Annotated in this window: 19 protein-coding genes; 11 read left to right on the top strand and 8 right to left on the bottom strand. The window is 57.2% G+C overall.

Annotated elements, in window-relative coordinates; genetic code table 11:
* The first annotated feature begins 65 nt into the window (after positions 1 to 65).
* Positions 66 to 281, top strand: coding sequence for a hypothetical protein (locus EXR70_15180; protein ID MSP39828.1), 216 nt, complete (start codon positions 66 to 68; stop codon positions 279 to 281).
* 91 nt (positions 282 to 372) lie between these two features.
* Here EXR70_15180 and EXR70_15175 read toward each other — a convergent pair whose 3' ends face one another.
* Positions 373 to 726, bottom strand: coding sequence for a nitroreductase family deazaflavin-dependent oxidoreductase (locus tag EXR70_15175; GenBank protein ID MSP39827.1), 354 nt, complete (start codon positions 724 to 726; stop codon positions 373 to 375).
* A gap of 93 nt (positions 727 to 819) precedes the next feature.
* On the opposite strand from EXR70_15175, the gene EXR70_15170 reads away from it, so the two are divergent.
* The 10 genes from EXR70_15170 (at position 820) to EXR70_15125 (ending at position 7,831) form a co-directional block, all read left to right on the top strand.
* Positions 820 to 1,644, top strand: a complete 825-nt coding sequence (locus EXR70_15170; protein ID MSP39826.1) for a dienelactone hydrolase family protein — start codon at positions 820 to 822, stop codon at positions 1,642 to 1,644.
* Positions 1,515 to 2,609 (top strand): ABC transporter substrate-binding protein, encoded by a 1,095-nt coding sequence (locus EXR70_15165; GenBank protein MSP39825.1) that lies wholly within the window; start codon positions 1,515 to 1,517, stop codon positions 2,607 to 2,609. The genes EXR70_15170 and EXR70_15165 overlap by 130 nt, the downstream gene beginning before the upstream one ends.
* A gap of 32 nt (positions 2,610 to 2,641) precedes the next feature.
* Entirely contained in the window at positions 2,642 to 2,944 is a 303-nt protein-coding gene (locus tag EXR70_15160) for a DUF2007 domain-containing protein (protein MSP39824.1), read from the top strand.
* Between the two features lie 88 nt (positions 2,945 to 3,032).
* Complete coding sequence (locus EXR70_15155) at positions 3,033 to 4,088, top strand: amidohydrolase (protein ID MSP39823.1); 1,056 nt, start codon at positions 3,033 to 3,035, stop codon at positions 4,086 to 4,088.
* A 36-nt stretch (positions 4,089 to 4,124) separates the two neighbouring features.
* On the top strand, positions 4,125 to 4,511 hold the full coding sequence (locus EXR70_15150) for a GFA family protein (GenBank protein MSP39822.1): 387 nt from the start codon (positions 4,125 to 4,127) through the stop codon (positions 4,509 to 4,511).
* Positions 4,508 to 5,149, top strand: a complete 642-nt coding sequence (locus EXR70_15145) for a DNA-3-methyladenine glycosylase (protein ID MSP39821.1) — start codon at positions 4,508 to 4,510, stop codon at positions 5,147 to 5,149. Before EXR70_15150 ends, EXR70_15145 begins: the two co-directional genes overlap by 4 nt.
* Before the next feature lie 11 nt (positions 5,150 to 5,160).
* The gene (locus tag EXR70_15140) at positions 5,161 to 5,640 is read left to right on the top strand and encodes a hypothetical protein (GenBank protein ID MSP39820.1); all 480 of its coding nucleotides are present in this window, start codon (positions 5,161 to 5,163) and stop codon (positions 5,638 to 5,640) included.
* Complete coding sequence (locus EXR70_15135) at positions 5,630 to 6,247, top strand: bifunctional metallophosphatase/5'-nucleotidase (GenBank protein MSP39819.1); 618 nt, start codon at positions 5,630 to 5,632, stop codon at positions 6,245 to 6,247. The genes EXR70_15140 and EXR70_15135 overlap by 11 nt, the downstream gene beginning before the upstream one ends.
* A 3-nt stretch (positions 6,248 to 6,250) precedes the next feature.
* Complete coding sequence (locus EXR70_15130) at positions 6,251 to 6,817, top strand: hypothetical protein (GenBank protein ID MSP39818.1); 567 nt, start codon at positions 6,251 to 6,253, stop codon at positions 6,815 to 6,817.
* Between the two features lie 18 nt (positions 6,818 to 6,835).
* The gene (locus EXR70_15125) at positions 6,836 to 7,831 is read left to right on the top strand and encodes an extracellular solute-binding protein (GenBank protein ID MSP39817.1); all 996 of its coding nucleotides are present in this window, start codon (positions 6,836 to 6,838) and stop codon (positions 7,829 to 7,831) included.
* A 25-nt stretch (positions 7,832 to 7,856) separates the two neighbouring features.
* On the opposite strand, the gene EXR70_15120 is transcribed toward EXR70_15125, so the two are convergent.
* The 7 genes from EXR70_15120 to EXR70_15090 all read right to left on the bottom strand — a co-directional run.
* Positions 7,857 to 8,309: a lactoylglutathione lyase gene (locus tag EXR70_15120; protein MSP39816.1), complete on the bottom strand. Its 453-nt coding sequence runs from the start codon at positions 8,307 to 8,309 to the stop codon at positions 7,857 to 7,859.
* Positions 8,310 to 8,921: 612 nt separating this feature from the next.
* A complete protein-coding gene (locus EXR70_15115; protein ID MSP39815.1) occupies positions 8,922 to 9,776 on the bottom strand; it encodes a hypothetical protein in 855 nt (284 codons plus the stop codon).
* Between the two features lie 49 nt (positions 9,777 to 9,825).
* Positions 9,826 to 12,105, bottom strand: a complete 2,280-nt coding sequence (locus tag EXR70_15110) for a xanthine dehydrogenase family protein molybdopterin-binding subunit (GenBank protein ID MSP39814.1) — start codon at positions 12,103 to 12,105, stop codon at positions 9,826 to 9,828.
* Positions 12,102 to 12,587, bottom strand: a complete 486-nt coding sequence (locus EXR70_15105) for a (2Fe-2S)-binding protein (GenBank protein MSP39813.1) — start codon at positions 12,585 to 12,587, stop codon at positions 12,102 to 12,104. Before EXR70_15105 ends, EXR70_15110 begins: the two co-directional genes overlap by 4 nt.
* Before the next feature lie 16 nt (positions 12,588 to 12,603).
* The gene (locus tag EXR70_15100) at positions 12,604 to 13,626 is read right to left on the bottom strand and encodes a TIGR03619 family F420-dependent LLM class oxidoreductase (protein MSP39812.1); all 1,023 of its coding nucleotides are present in this window, start codon (positions 13,624 to 13,626) and stop codon (positions 12,604 to 12,606) included.
* Between the two features lie 78 nt (positions 13,627 to 13,704).
* On the bottom strand, positions 13,705 to 14,625 hold the full coding sequence (locus EXR70_15095) for an alpha/beta hydrolase (protein ID MSP39811.1): 921 nt from the start codon (positions 14,623 to 14,625) through the stop codon (positions 13,705 to 13,707).
* 76 nt (positions 14,626 to 14,701) lie between these two features.
* Positions 14,702 to 15,502, bottom strand: an 801-nt coding sequence (locus tag EXR70_15090) for an LLM class flavin-dependent oxidoreductase (GenBank protein MSP39810.1), incomplete at its 5' end; no start/stop codon positions are given.

Genomic DNA, 15,502 nt, shown 5'->3' with positions numbered 1-15,502 from the left:
AAGCCTTGCGCCGGCGGCGAGATTGCTGTTATCTCCCAAGTGGAGCAAAAAATCTGGAGGTAAGCATGACTAAGCTAATCGGTATGATTTTGATCGTCGGCACGATTGCCGCCCTCTCGGCCTGCGGTGAGAAGAAAGATTCCACTGAGGCCGCGAAAGACGCCCAGAAAATCATTCAAGAAGGCATGAAAAAAGAGAAGGCGATGGTCGAAGGCATGATCAAAGCCGGAGAAAATTTGGATAAGAAGGCGCCCGAGCAAAAAGAAGAGACGAAAAAGTAAGCGCGCTACGGTTTGTTGCAATTGCCTTGCTGACGCGAGGAAAATCCCTCTAAATCTCCCTTTACGAAGGGAGACTTCAGGGAGGGTGGCGCTAAGGCTTCGGTGTGATCTCGAAGACTACCCGGTTGAGATCGGGTTTCGGGTCGCGCAGGGTGAGGATCTGGCGCCGGCGCTTTTCGTCGGTTATCTGTGTGGCGGTGCAGGAGACTGTTTCACCTTTGGCGCGGATTTCGACGGCCGGGTTTTTGAGCAGGTTCTGACACCAATGTTTGCTTGCCACACGGCTTGAGGTCGCGTAGAAACTGCCTTGATGATAGAGAAAGCGGAGTTCCACCGGGTGCGGAAGGCCGGATTTTCTGCCGATGGTGACTAAATCGGCGACGATATTCGAGCCATCTTGAAGGTTCACAGTGGCGAATATACGGCGAGACGGGCGCTCCGACAAGCGGTGGCGCCCGCCTTGACTCGTTCGTCAGGCCAAGGATAAGCTTGGCCGGATTACAAAGTAAGCAAATTCTCAGTTCATGCGGAGGTAACGATGGCGGTTAAAAAATCACCGGGCGGCGCAACGACGATGATCAAATACGGCGGCGGCATCAGCGCCGCGCGGGCGTTGCCCAAGGGCAAAGGCAAGCGGCCGGCGGTGATCATTCTGCACGAGCGCTACGGCGTCGATCAGCACACCAAAGATTTGACCGCCAAGTTGGCCCAGGCGGGTTTCGTCGGCCTGGCGCCGGACTTGTTTCACCGTTTCACCGGCGATCGCCAAGCGGTGCTGCGCGGCGAACAGCGTGTCGATCTCACCGACGCCGGCGCGTTGGCGGATTTGAACGCAGCGGTAGAGTATTTAAAACGGCTCAAGGAAGTCGACAGCTCGAAGATCGGCATCATCGGGGTTTGCCAAACCGGCCGCCAGCCGGTGCTGGTCGTGGCCAACCGTGATGACATCGCCGGCGTGGTTGTGCTCTACGGCGCCATCGGCGGCAAAGAATGGCTCGGCAATGAACTGCGGCCGACGCCCATCGATCAACTGGTCGCGCGCGTGCACTGCCCGGTGCTCGGCGTCTTTGGCGAGGCGGATCATATTATTTCCGTCGACGATGTCGCGCGCTTTCGCAACTGTTTTGAAAAGTACAAGAAGAGCTGCCACATGCGCATTTATCGCGACGCGCCCCACGGCTGGCTCAACGACACCATGCCGGGACGTTACCGCAAGGCGGCGGCTAACGACGCATGGAAATTGATGATGAGTTTTCTAAAAAAATGCTTCGCCGGCGGCTGGCCACGGGATCGCATCTCTTGCACGTACGAAAGCGACTACTCGACCATGTACGACTTCAAGAAAAATGTGCGCATGGAATAAACGGTGAGGTGACCGCGATGATAAGGGCAATTATCAACCACCTATTCGCATTCACGCTGCTGTCCCTACTTGCCGTCAGCTCCGCGCCCGCCGCCGAGCGCGTATCCATCGCCACGCCGAGCCGCGGCTTGTTCGAGTTTCCCGTGGTAGTGGCGACGCGCAAGGGATTCTACAAAGACGAAGGCATCGACGTCGATAAAGTCCAGATGCAGCCGGCGCTGGGCGTCAAGGCGTTGATCTCTGGCGACATCGATTATTTGTTAGCGTGGGGTTCGGCGCTGCGCGCCGCGGTTACCGGCGTGCCGATTAAAAACGTCGTCGGCATCGCGCATCGGCCGTTGCACGTTCTCGTCGCGCGTTCGACGATCCAGTCAGCCAAGGATCTCAGGAACAAAGTCATCGGCGTCGATTCCGTCGCCGGCACCGTCGACTATTTATCGCGTGTGGCGGTGCGCCATTTCGGCATGGAGCCGGACAAAGACGTGAAGATCATCGTCACCGGCGAAAGTCCGACGCGTCTAGCGGCGCTGCGCTCCGGCGCCATCGACGCTACGCCCATCGACGTCGCCTTCGCGGTCAAGGCGGAGGACGAGGGCTTCAAGCGCTTAGTTTACCTCGGCGATCTCATCGAGCTGCCGCTCTCCGGCATGGCGGTCACCGATCACAAACTGCAAACCCAACGCGACCAAGTGCGACGAGTGGTCCGCGCCACCGTGCGCGGCACGCGCTACTTCAAACAGAACCGCAACGAGACGGTGCTGATGCTCGCCGATTATTTGAAAATTACTCCAGCGCAAGCGGCAAGAGCTTACGACACGTCGCTCAATTCCTTCAGTGACGACGGCATGATTTCCGACAAAGGCGTCAACCTCGACGTGCAACTGACCAAAGAGCGGCTCAAGATGACCAAGGATATTCCGCTCAGCCAGTTAGTGGATTGGAGTTTGGTGCGGGAGATTAAGTAGCTGACTCGCGTCGAGCCAAGCGTGTGCAATAAATGTACTGCCCAAATTGTCGATCCGAGTATCGCCCCGGCTTCACGCGGTGTCACGACTGCGATGTCGCACTGATCGTAGAATTGCCTGTAGAAGCGAAACCAGAGTTCGTCGATCTAGTAGAAGTCTTGAGCACCGCGGACGCGGGGCAAATTTCGATCATCAAATCGATTCTTGAAGCCGAAGATATCCCGTATCTTGCGCAAGGCGAGAACTTTGCGTTGGCACGGAACATCGCTGTTAGATTGCTTGTGTCGAGCGAGTGTCTTGAAGATGCCAAAGAGGTTCTGACTGATTTCCTATAATTTGGTCGTTAACTTGAATTTATTTCATCGTTCGATGACGCTTGTCATAATTTAACACGCAGCGCTAAGAGCACTGCTAGGAGGTTTTATGTTTCGTGTCGATGTCGATGCCCATGTGGATGAAACGGATGCAACTTGGGATTACCTCGCGGAGAGTGACAAGCGCTTTAAACCGGTGACCCTCGATCCGGGTGGGGCAACGGCCCATGGCGATGCGCGGCCGCATCGGTTGTGGATGATCGACGGCACGATCTTGCTGCGCCGTTGGCGCGACGATAAACGCACCGGCACGGTCAAAGAGACCCGCGAGTTGCTCGATGTCGACAAACGGCTGCGCCATATGGACGAGCTGCGCGTCGACGTGCAGGTGCTATATCCGACCATGTTTTTGCATTCCTACACAGCTCGCCCGGAGATCGAGCTAGCGTTGTGCAAAGCTTACAACCGCTGGATCGCCGCTTCGACGGAGAAGACTAAAGGCCGGCTGCGTTGGGTCGCGATGATGCCATATTTATCCATTGAAGAGGCGGTCAAGGAAGTTCAGTGGGCGAAGGATCAAGGTGCCTGCGGTGTATTCAAGAAAGGTATCGAGTGCGACGACCGCGCGGCCAACGATCCGCACTTCTTTCCGGTGTACGAAGAGGCGAGCCGTCTGGACATGCCGATCTGTATTCACAACGCGACCAGCCACATCCAGTCGATGACCGTGCCGGGCAACGGATTGGGCGGCGGCATGATCGCCATCGCGGCGTTCAGCGCGTTGGCGGAGAATGGCGTGCCGGATAAATTCCCCAAGCTGCGCTTCGGTTTCATCGAGACCGGCGCCTCTTGGGTGCCGTTTCTGCACGCCGATCTGATGGCGAAAATGTTGCGCCGAACTTTTCTGCCCATCGAGGTAAAAGACGATCTGTTTCGCAAGTACCGTTTCTACGTTGCCTGCCACACCAACGACGATCTGCCCTACATTCTGAAATACGGCACCGAAGACAGCTTGATGATCGGCACCGACTACAGTCACGCCGATCAGTCGGCGGAGATCGAAGCGTTGGATGTGATCGAACGGCGCGGCGCGACCGGAGATATACCCGCAGCGGTGGCGCGCAAGATCGTCGACGACAATCCGCGGCGATTCTACGGGCTGTAACAACCACTCTTAATATTTCATTTGACCGGAGGCGTCATGCTCACAGGTTCATGTCTCTGCGGCGGTGTGAAGTACGAAATCGACGGCGCGCTCGGCACGGTGACCAATTGTCACTGTAGTCTTTGCCGCAAGATGTCGGGATCGGCATTCGCCAGCGGGTCGACGATTCCAGCAGCTTCGTTTCGCTTCGTCGCCGGAGAGGAGTTGCTCAAAGAGTGGCAATCATCGCCGGGTTATCAGCGGGTGTTTTGCGGCCGCTGCGGCTCGCCGTTGTTGAAGCGCAAAGCGAAAGACCCGGATCAACTACGCCTGCGCGTCGGGACGCTCGATAGCGATCCGGGGATTAAAATGTCGAAGCATACTCATGTCAGCTCGAAGGCGCCTTGGGTGGAGATCGATGACGGGTTGCCACAGGTGGGATGAGGACGCAGGAGTCAGTAGCCAGAATTCAGAATGAATTGCGTCGTACCAACCTGCCATTGAAGTTATCACGCTCTTTTTACGAACAGTCGACTGTCGATGTCGCTAAGCTTTTGCTCGGGAAGTTTCTCGTGCGCAAGCACTCAGATGGTGACTGCATCGGGCGCATTGTCGAGACCGAAGCTTACATCGGCCCGCAGGATTTGGCTTGTCACGGCTCGAAAGGCCGAACCAAACGGACAGAAGTGATATTCGGCCCGCCGGGGCGGGTTTACGTTTACTTGATTTATGGCTTTTACAACATGCTCAATCTGGTGACCGAAGCGAAAGACTATCCGGCGGCGGTGTTGATTCGTGCCGTCGAACCATTGACCGGTATCGAGATGATGAAGCAGTGCCGACGCACCGATGAGCTACGCAATCTCGCCAGCGGTCCGGGAAAATTATGCCAGGCCTTCGCCATCGACCGAAGGCTAAACGACGCCGACGCCTGCGGCAAGGAACTGTATGTCGAAGATCGCGGCGAGCCGGCGCCGAAGATGCTCGCGACGCCGCGCATCGGCGTCGACTACGCGGGTAAGTGGAAGGACAAGCGGTTGCGGTTTATCGTGCGCGATAATGAGTTCGTCTCTAAGCGCTAACTGGCAATGTCGTGATGCAACCGAAGAGCCATTGGCGCTACCGATTAATTTCTGAGACGACAGCGCAGCGCTTGGAAACTGTCGGTCCGCTGATTCCCGGAGCCTGGTCTCGCCATGACGACGAGCTTGGGCGCGAAGCGCGTGGCGAGTTACTCATCGACACGGGGGCTTATGGAGCGATGATCGATCTTGAGGTTGCCGAAGAACTGCAGCTATCATTGCGCGGCATGCGCGAAGTTCATGGCATTCACGGCTACGGCACGCTGAGGCAGTTTGTCGGTAGAATTTCTCTGCCCGCGCTTGACGATGGCGGCGGACAAACAAATTTCACCGACGTGATCGAGTGCGTCGGTGTACCGTCGTTGCGCGACAAGAATCGTCAGCATGGCGTCGAAGTCATCGGCATTCTCGGCCGGCTATTTTTACGTTCGGCTAATTTACAAATCGACGGACTGACGGGAAGGATCGAGCTGCGCATCGATGGGCAATAAATCGACTTCTATTTATGTTGACCTCGACGACGTGCTGTGCGAAACGGCGCGCCGTTTTCTCGTCATTGTCGAGCGCGAGTTCGGTAAACGAATTAGTTACGAGCAGCTGACCGATTTTGATATCGGTACGGCTTGCGATTTGCGGTCGGAGGAGCGGGACTCGCTTTATCGCATCGTGCATGAGCCCGATGAGCTGATGCAGATGGCGCCCATCGATGCGGCGATTGCAGCATTGACGCAGTGGGCCAATGCCGGATTCAAAATCGCCATTGTCACCGGCCGGCCGCCAGCTTCTTACGAACCGTCGTTGGCCTGGCTGGCGCAGCACCGGGTGGCGTACGATTCTTTCACCATGGTGAACAAGTACGGGCGCTTTGCGACGGACAACACGGTGGCGATCAGCCTTGATGAGTTAGCAGCGCGCGACTATTGTTGGGCGGTGGAGGATTCGCTGCCGATGGCGCAATATTTGGCGGGCCGGATGAACTTGCGTGTGGCGTTGATCGATTGTCCCTGGAATCGCTCGGCTGAAGATCATGCCAACGTCGGCCGATTTTCCGATTGGGCAACTATCGCGCAGGCGATGCCGCCGCAGATCCGCCGCTGAGAGATTAACGTGGACGCGATTTATTCGTTACAATCTTTCATCGAAGACTTGTGCGCGATCACTTCGAAGAGCGCCGATGAGCGGCAGATTCTCCGCCAAGTGGCGCCGCTGGCGGAACGGTTTGCGGTCAATCCCGAGCTGCAGGAAATCACTCCCGTCGAGACCATGGCGGAGAGCGGTTTTAGTTTCAATTTGCTCCATGAAGAGGCGGGCCATGAATTAGCCGTGGCGATATTAACCTGGCTGCCGGGCGGCGCGACCTTGCCGCACAATCATGGCACTTGGGGCGTGGTGGTGGGCTTGCGCGGCGCTGAGAAAAATGTTTTCTGGCGCCGCCTCGATGACGGTTCGCGTTCGGGTTATGCCGAGCTGGAACGGGTCGGCGAGATGGAATTTATTCTCGGTCAAGCGGTGGTGCTGCCAAGCCCGACGATTCACAGCGTCGAGAACGATTTGGGTCAGCCGAGCGTGTCGTTACATGTTTACGGCAAAAACGTTTACTACACCGGCCGCTCGCAATTCGACGTCGCCAATAAGCGCGAGCTGCCCTGGGGCAAGAAAACTTCCTGAGGTTCGAGGTGTGAAGCGATGATGCAAATTCTTTTCGCAGCGATGGTGATTTCTCTGAGCCTAAGCGCTGACAGCCATGGCGCGGAAACGTTGATAGACGCGGCGCGCAAAGAAGCGAAAATGGTTTTCTACACTTCGGTGGAGACCGAGTTCGCCCGCTCGTTGACGGCGGCGTTCGAAGCCAAGTACCCGTTCATCAAGACCGACATCTTTCGCTCGACCCATGACAAAGTTTTTAGCCGGATGAATGTCGAGAGGCAGACGAACACATACATCGCGGACGTGGTCAGCGTCGGCGAGTTCGAAACCTATCACATGCAGAAAAAAGGCTTCATCCAGCCCTACGCGTCGCCATTCGCGGCGAGTTATCCGGACGGCTTCAAGGATCCCAACGGCTACTGGACCGATCTGTACGACAACTTGATCGCCACGGCGTACAACACCACGCGGGTCAAGCGCGACGAGATTCCCAAGCGCTACGAAGATTTGCTCCACCCGCGCTGGAAGGGGCGCATGGTGCTGGACCAAAACGAAGACCGCTGGTTCGCCAACATGCTCCATCTCATGGGCGAGAAGAAAGGCATGGAGTTCATGCAGGCGCTGGCCAAGCAAAACGTAGCGATCCGCGGCGGCCGCTCGCTGGTGACGCAGCTGCTCGCCGCCGGCGAGTTCGATCTGCAAATCGTCGCTTACTGGTATCGTCCGCAGCTGATGAAAAAGCAGGGCGCGCCGGTGGATTGGGTCGCTTTCGAGCCGGCGATCATCGCGCTCCATCCGATCAGCATGATTCAAAAAGCGCCCCATCCAAACGCGGCGAAGCTGTTCATCGATTTCGCGCTGTCGGACGAGGGGCAAAAGATTTTTATTCAGCGCGGCCGGGAGTCGGCGAAACCAGGATTGAAACCCGACGCCTATCCAACCAATCTCAAAGTCGTTCCGAGTCGTGTGCAGTTGGCGGAAAAACTCGCCGACTATTCAAAACAGTTCGACGCCATGTTCGTGCGCGCGCGCTAGGTGGCGCTTGCGCGAACGGATTGTCTCAACTGACTCGCACCGGCGCGCCGCTGGTCGAGTGGCGCTCGGTTAACTCCAACAGATATCCGTCGGGGTCTTGGATGAAGGCCACTTTATCCTGGCTGCCGGGGCGATTGGGCTGGGGGCCGAGGGTGAATTTGACGCCTTCGGCTTTTAGTTTTTCGCTCAACTTGTAGAGATCGGAAACGTAGATAGCAATGTGGCCGTACCACTTGGGCATTTCTGGCACATGGCCGGGGCCGCCGGTTTCGATCATTTCCAGGCCGGGGAATTCGTCTTCGGTGCCGTAGCCGATATAGCCGACGCGTTCGTTCTTATCGGGCGAGGGGCGCAAGCGTTGGACATCCATGCCCAACAAGCGGGTGTAAAAATCGATGCTGCGGTCGAGATCGCTGACCAACATCATGGTGTGGCGAATTCTAAAGGTAATGTTGTTGACGTTTTTTTCTCCAGCCATGGATTTCCTCAAATGTTCCGGCGCGCAGGCGCTGAAAGTAATGCAATTAAAATTAGCTGAGCGGAGACTAGCGCAGAAAAAGGCGGTGGGTCAAGCGACCTGTGGCTACACTTGAGCGTCAAATTGGCGCTTGGTGTGACGATCGGTTGGGGTGCTGGCCGCCGTATGCCAACCGCTGCGTGAAAGACTGGCCACCGGATTTAGTGGCTTTGCTGTTTCATACGTCTTTGTTTGCCAGTCCGAACGATCAGCAGCAGCAGGATCGTCGCGGTGATCGCCCAATTGCGCAACGCCCAGTCAAGGACGATGACGGCTTCCCTGGACAATTCCAAGAAGACTTTGCTGAAAATATTCATCTGCGCACCTCCATCCAGAACTTCAGTACGAGCTTGGTGGACAGGCCTCAGATCATAACCGGGATGAAAATCCCATTGCAAGACGTGAAAATGCAGCGATGCTGGAGTGATGAAAAAGGCTTACGCAGGTTTACCTAATCGCATCAAAAGCGCATGAGGCGGGTAAATTTATTTTTCTTGGCCCGCAGGACCAGCGAGAAAAAAACGATCGCCGGCGAATGATCGCGCCGATTTGGTAAATAGCTCTGGGTGAGGTTTATGCCAGCGCTTTAATGAACGCGCGGCGCAGAAACACGCCGATCAAGTGGCGCTTGTAGTCGGCGCCGCCTTCGAGATCATCGACCGGATCGGCGGCTTGGGCCAGGGCTTCGGCGGCGTCGCCGAGTTGCTTTTCAACTTGGGCGCGGGGGCCGCTGAGCAAGCCGTTGGCTTTTTCCGACTGGGTCGGTGCGGCGCTGACGCTGCCGACCACCGCCGAGGCTTTCTTGATGGTATCGCCGTCGAGGTCGAGGACCAGCGCGAGACCGAGGGTCGGCCGTTCTTTGAGCTGGAATTTCAGATAGGCGGCGCGTTGGCTTTTCGTCAGCAGCGGGATTTCCACGCTGGCGAGGAGTTCGTCGTCGGCCAACGAAGTTTCGTATGCGCCGGTGATGAGTTTATCGACGCCGACGGTTCTAGCCGCGGACTTTCCTTGGATCTGTGCTTTAGCGCCCAGGGCGGTCAATAAAGTCGCCGGATCGGAGTGGGGCTCGGCGAAACAAAGATTGCCGCCGAGAGTGCCGCTGGCACGCACGCGAATGTTGGCTACTTTGGTTTCCATTTCGGCCAACACCGCCAGGCTTTGTTGCACCAGCGGTGATTTTTCAATCGCCCGATGGGTCGCTGTGCTGCCGATAACGAGCGCGCCGTTTTTCATTTCGATCTGGTTCAAATTAGGAATGGTTTTGACATCGATCAGGTGCTCGTAGCGCAGCAGATCATGCTTCATCGCCAGCAGCAGTTCAGTGCCGCCGGCATAGAGCCGGCCTTTGTCGCCGAACTGGGCGAGCATCTGCGATGCCTCGGCGATGGTCTTCGGTTGGTGGATGGTGAATTTTCTTAAGGGCATCATAAAGATTTTGGATTTTCGATTGGTCGATATCGAAATAGCTTTGGTTTTCTTACTTGTTTTTTTCTTTCAGCGCGCGCCAGACTCGTTCTGGGGTCAGCGGCGCTTGGCGGATGCGCACGCCGACGGCTTGGTCGACGGCGTTGGCGATGTTGGCGGCCATCGAATTCAACGACGCTTCGCCGCCGCCTTTGGCGCCGTAGGGGCCGACGCCGTCTCGGTTTTGTACTAGATGCAATTCGACATGTTTCGGTAAATCGGAAAAGCGCGGCAAACGGTAGTCAAGAATGGAGCCGTTCATTAACTGCGACCCTTCGTAGACGAGTTCTTCGAACAGGCCGATGCCCATGCCCATAGTCGCGGCGCCGATGTCTTGGCCTTCGGCGAGCGCCGGATTGATCGCCAGGCCGACATCGCCGACGGTGGCGAGTTTTTCCATGGTGATTTTGCCGGTCTCTTCGTCGACGGAAATTTCCACGCCGGTGGCGGCGGCTTCCCAGAACACCGGCAGGGCGGCGAACTTGCCGGACTTTCTAATGTAGGAGCGGCCGATGACTTCGCCATCGGGCAGGGCGTAAAACTTGCTGATCACTTGCGACCAGTCGAGTTGGACTTCGCCGCAGCGCACGCCGCCGCGGACTTTTTGGATCTCGTCGACTTTCACCTTCAATACGTCGGCGGCCATGACGACCATTTGCTGGATCGCTTCTTGGCAAGCTTCCTGGACCGCGCTCCCCATCAGTGTCGTCGTCCGGCTCGCGCCGGTGGAACGATCGTAAGGCGTGATCGCGGTGTCCGAAGCAACCACGTTGACTTTGTCATAAGCAATTCCCAATTCTTCGGCGGCGATTTGTGGCAGGACGGTGTGGCTGCCCTGACCCAGCTCGGTGCTGCCGGTCATGATGGTTGCCGAACCGTCGGCATGCACGCGCACGGCGGTGGATGTCAGCGGATAGGCGCCGGCGTCGCTGCCGGAGACGGCGACGGTGCGACCGTGGCCTTTCGCCAGCGGCGTGCCCCAGCCGATAGCTTTGGCCGCGGTGTCCAAGTCTTGTTTGAGCGTGCCGTCGAAGGGACGCATGCCGGGAAAAAATTCTTCGCCGGGTTTCGCCGCATTCAATAGCCGAAACTCGTAGGGATCTTTGCCAATTTTCGTCGCCAACTCGTCGATCTGCGATTCACCCGGCAACGTCACCTGGGCGCAACCGAAGCCGCGGTAGGAACTGGCCGGCACGGTATTCGTGTATAGCGACATGTTTTCGATTAGCACGTTGGGAATCGCGTAGGGGCCGACGCAGCGGTTGGTCGACTTCTCGACCACCAGCGGGCTGTTCTCGGCGTAGGCGCCTGTGTTCATCAAGATTTTTGCCTGGCGGGCGATGATTTTGCCGTTCTTATCGACGGCGGTTTTCATCCAGGTGTAGGCGTCGTCGCTGCGCGTGGTCAACATCGCTTCTTCGACGGTGAGTTGTAGTTTCACCGGTCGCTTGGCTTTCCACGAGCAGGCGGCCGCCAGCGGTTCGACTTTAGTATAGGACTTGCTGCCGTAACCGCCGCCGACGAAGGGCACGATCAGGCGCACTTTGCTCACCGGCAAATTGAAAATCGATTTTAAGTCATGGCGCACCATGAACGGATGTTGCGCCGAGGAATAAACGTTGACGCCCTGGTCGGTGACATCGGCGATGGCGACGTAGGGTTCCATGGCGTAGGCGTAGGTCATGGGAAAATAGTAATTGCCCTCGACCACCGAGGCCGCTTCTTTGAAAGCTTTGTCGACATCGCCCCACTGGATTTTATGAGTTTGGCAAATGTTGGTCCCTTTGCCGGCTGTGACCTCGCCCTCGAAGCCGCGCAGGGCGCCGGCTTCAAACTTTTTCTCGTGCAAGAGCGGCGCGTCCTGAGCCATCGCTTGTTCGGGGGTGAAGACGCCTTTCAACTCTTCGTACTTAACCTCGATCAACTCCAACGCTTCGAACGCTGTCCGTTCATCGACCGCGACCACCGCCGCCACCGGCTCGCCGGTGTAACGCACTTTGTCGATCGCCAACAACGGATGATCTTTGACGGCGTGACCGAAATAAGGATTCAAGCCGTCGAGGTCGAAGCCGCTGACGACGCAGTAAACGCCGGGATGGGCTTCGGCTTTGCTCTTATCGATGGAAATAATTTTCGCATGTGCGAAGGGGCTGCGCAGCACCTTCGCGTAGGCCATGCCGATGAGCCGCAGATCGGCGACATATTGCGCCTTGCCGGTGACTTTGACCCGGCCGTCGCGGCGCGGGATCGAATGATTGACGATCTGGAAATCAGTTTGCTTCTCGCCGCTCACTTTTTGCTCTCCTTAGACATCATGTCCGCGGCGCGCTCGACCGCCGCGACGATGGGCACATAACCGGTGCAGCGGCAGATGTTGCCGTCCATGTGGTGGATGATTTCATCGCGGGTCGGCTTGGGATTCTCGTCCAACAAAGATTTTGCCGCCATGATCATGCCCGGCGTGCAGTAACCGCATTGAAAAGCGAACTCGTCGATAAACGCCTGCTGGATCGGATGGAGCGTGCCGTCGGCTTTTTCCAAACCTTCGACGGTGAGAAGGTTTTTGCCGCGCGCTTCGTAGGCGAGATAGGTGCAGGCGCTCACCGGCAGATTATCGACCAGGACTGTGCAGGCGCCGCACACTTCAACTTCGCAAGAAACTTTCGTGCCGTTCAAGTTAAGCCGATTGCGCAGCACTTCGGCGAGCGTGTCGGCTGGCTCGCAGTCCAGCGACCAGGGTTTGCCGTTTACAGTGAATTGCAAATTCAAAACAATCTCCTGAAAATTAATTTTAATTATATCGCGGCAGAATGTTTTCCGCCCACAGTTCCATCTGGCGGCTCAAGCTGTCCATGGTCGGATAGATGATCTTGAGTTCGAAGTGCTGCACGCCGTTTTCGATAAACTCGTCTACCCGGCGGCGCACGTCGTCCACCGAGCCGAAAATATGGCGGTCCAAGGCGAACTGCATGTTGTCGATGTCGCGCTCGTAGCTTTCGCTGCTAGTTTTTAGCGTCGGCATCGCCAAGTTCAAACCCTCTTCGCGAGTTTTGGCGATGGTCGCCAATTTTTCCACGGCGATGGTGATCTTTTTCGGATCGCGGCCGTTTTCCTGCGCGGTTTTATTCAAAACGTCGCAGCCGACTTTCATCTCACTGGGCGACAGCCAGCCGGGAATCCAGCCTTCGCCGTATTTACCGGCGCGCTTGGCGGCGAGCTTCATCCAGCCGCCGACCCACACTGGCGGATGGGGTTTTTGAAACGGCTTGGGAAATACTTCGGCATTCTTAAACTCGATGAAGTCGCCTTTGTAGGAGGCCAGCGGCTGGGTCCAGATCGCCTTCATGGCTTCGATATATTCATCGGTCCGGTCGCCGCGCCGATCGTAGGGCACGCCGAAAACGCCGAATTCATCGGACTCGCGGGTCGCTTTGGAGCCCAAGCCGACGCCGACTAGCAAACGGCCCTGGGCAAGGATGTCCAGGGTTGAGTACTGCTTGGCTGCGTAGATCGGATTTCTGCACGGCATGACCAAGCAGGCGACGCCAAGGACGATTTTTTTGGTCTCGGCGGCCAAGTAGGACAGGATCGTCGTCGCTTCGAAAAAATTGGCGTCCTGGGTATCGGTCAACGCTTCGGCGGCGCCCGACGATATATGATGGCGGTGCATCTCCGAGCTCCACACCACATGGTCATGGACCCAGACCGCGTCGAAGCCCATGGACTCGGCAGCCTTGGTCGCTTTCACGATGTTCTCGATGCTCGACAGCGGTCCGGAGTTGGGCACGCGCACGCCAAAGGAAATTTTGTTCATGATGAGCTCCTCGGAATTAAGATTTTTCTCCCGCAAAGGCGCCAAGACGCCAAGTTCGGAGCGAGAGAAGTTTTACCGTTACTTCGACTCGGTTATTTCAACTTTGTGGTACTTCAGATGGCGGTTGTACCAGTCGACCACGTTGGCGGCGACATCGTCGAAGTAATCGTTGTAGATGCCGTAGTGGGTGGTCTTTTTATAGAGCACCAACTTTTTCGGCTCGCCGGCCGCTTCGTAGAGATCGAAGGACTGTTTTTCCGGCGTCACCGCGTCGCCTTCGACGGCGATGAAGAGCACGCCGCGGGGCGAGATCTTGTGCACCACGTCGATGGGGCTGTATTCTAAAATCGCTTCGGCGCAGGCCAGCGGCATGGCATCGGGGATTTTATCGGCCACGTCTTTTTTGATGGTGGTGGTGACGCGCTCCGGGGTCTGAACCATGATACCGCCTTCGCGGGCGCTGACCATGGCGCTTTTGCCGGTGGTGGCGCGGAGTTTACGGTCCTCTTCCATGCTCTTCAGGTAATCGATCCACTCATATTCGCGGCGCATGGAGTGGAGCCACTCCCGGCCGCTGCTGACGCCCAAATAGCTCACGCAGCATTTCACCCGGGCATCGATGGCCGCGACGTAGACGGCGTTGCCGCCGCCGGTGCCGCCGGAGCCATAGGTGGCGAGCCGATCGGAATCGATGTCATCGCGGCTTTCCATGAAACTCAGCGCGCTGCGGATGTCAGCCGCTTGCCACGCCGGCATGACCCAGCCGCGGTCATTGCCTTCGCTATCGCCCCAACCGCGGTAATCGAAACATAAGCAGGCATAGCCCGCGGCGCAGAGCTTTTCGAACATCAAGATGTAATGCTTGGCGTCTTTGAGGCCGAGAAAGCCGGGGCCCTGGACGATGCCAGGGTAAGGTTTCCCTTGTTCTCCATCCGGCAGATAGAGCACGCCGGCGAGTTTGATGCCGTCGCTGTAGAAATTTACTTTTTCGGTACGCATGGGAACTCCTAAAAATCGCGCTCGTGTTCGTGATCGACGCGATGCACGAACACGAGCGGTGACGAACCAGCGCGAATTACGCGCGCACTGCCGGCAGAACTTCTTGGCCCAAATAGTCGATCTGTTGGTACCAGTCGGCGTAGCGGAAGCGCAGGTCGAAAACGATGTGATTGAGGCCAGCTTCTTCGTAGCGTTTGGTATCGCGAGCGATATCCGCCGGCGTGCCGGCCATCAGCAAGCCTTCGATGTCTTCGACCGTCGAGAAGGTGCCGGACTTGGGCTTGACCCAGGTTTTCTTGCTCGGCGCGTTACCCTCGGCGATCAAGCCTTTAGTATTGACCTTGCTGAGCGCGACATCGCGGTTCTTATCGATGCTGGTGATTGGAATCGCGCCGGTGGTGACCATTGGATGTCCGGCGAGCTTACACTGCTCTTCGAGATACTTGTACATTTTGTTGAACGTCGCTGTCGGAATGCGTCCGGGCATCCAGCCGTCGCAGTAATCCGCCGCGCGGCGCGCCGAAGCCGGTGTGCCGCCGCCGTACCAGATCGGAATCGGTTTTTTCGGCGTCGGTTTGAGCTCGACGTCTTTGAAATCGTAATAATCGTCGGTGTAGCTGATCTTTTCGCCGGCCCAGAAACGACGGCAAAGTTGGGCATTGATCTTGGCGACATTGGCGCGATCTTGCAGCGTGACCTTCTTTTGTCCGGCCGCTTCGAATTCATGGGGAAAGGTGCCCAGACCGAGACCCATGATGAGGTTCTCGCACATGGTGCTGAGACCGGCCATGGACTGCGCCAGATGAATCGGGTGGCGGTGCGAGATTACCGTGCCGGTGCCAAGGGTGAGCTTTTTGCACACCGTGGCAATTGCCGC

This window comes from Deltaproteobacteria bacterium, assembly GCA_009692615.1.
Taxonomy (GTDB): domain Bacteria; phylum Desulfobacterota; class Binatia; order UBA9968; family UBA9968; genus DP-20.
The sequence above is the reverse complement of the archived record's forward strand: the minus strand, read 5'-3'. Positions and strand labels throughout refer to the sequence as shown.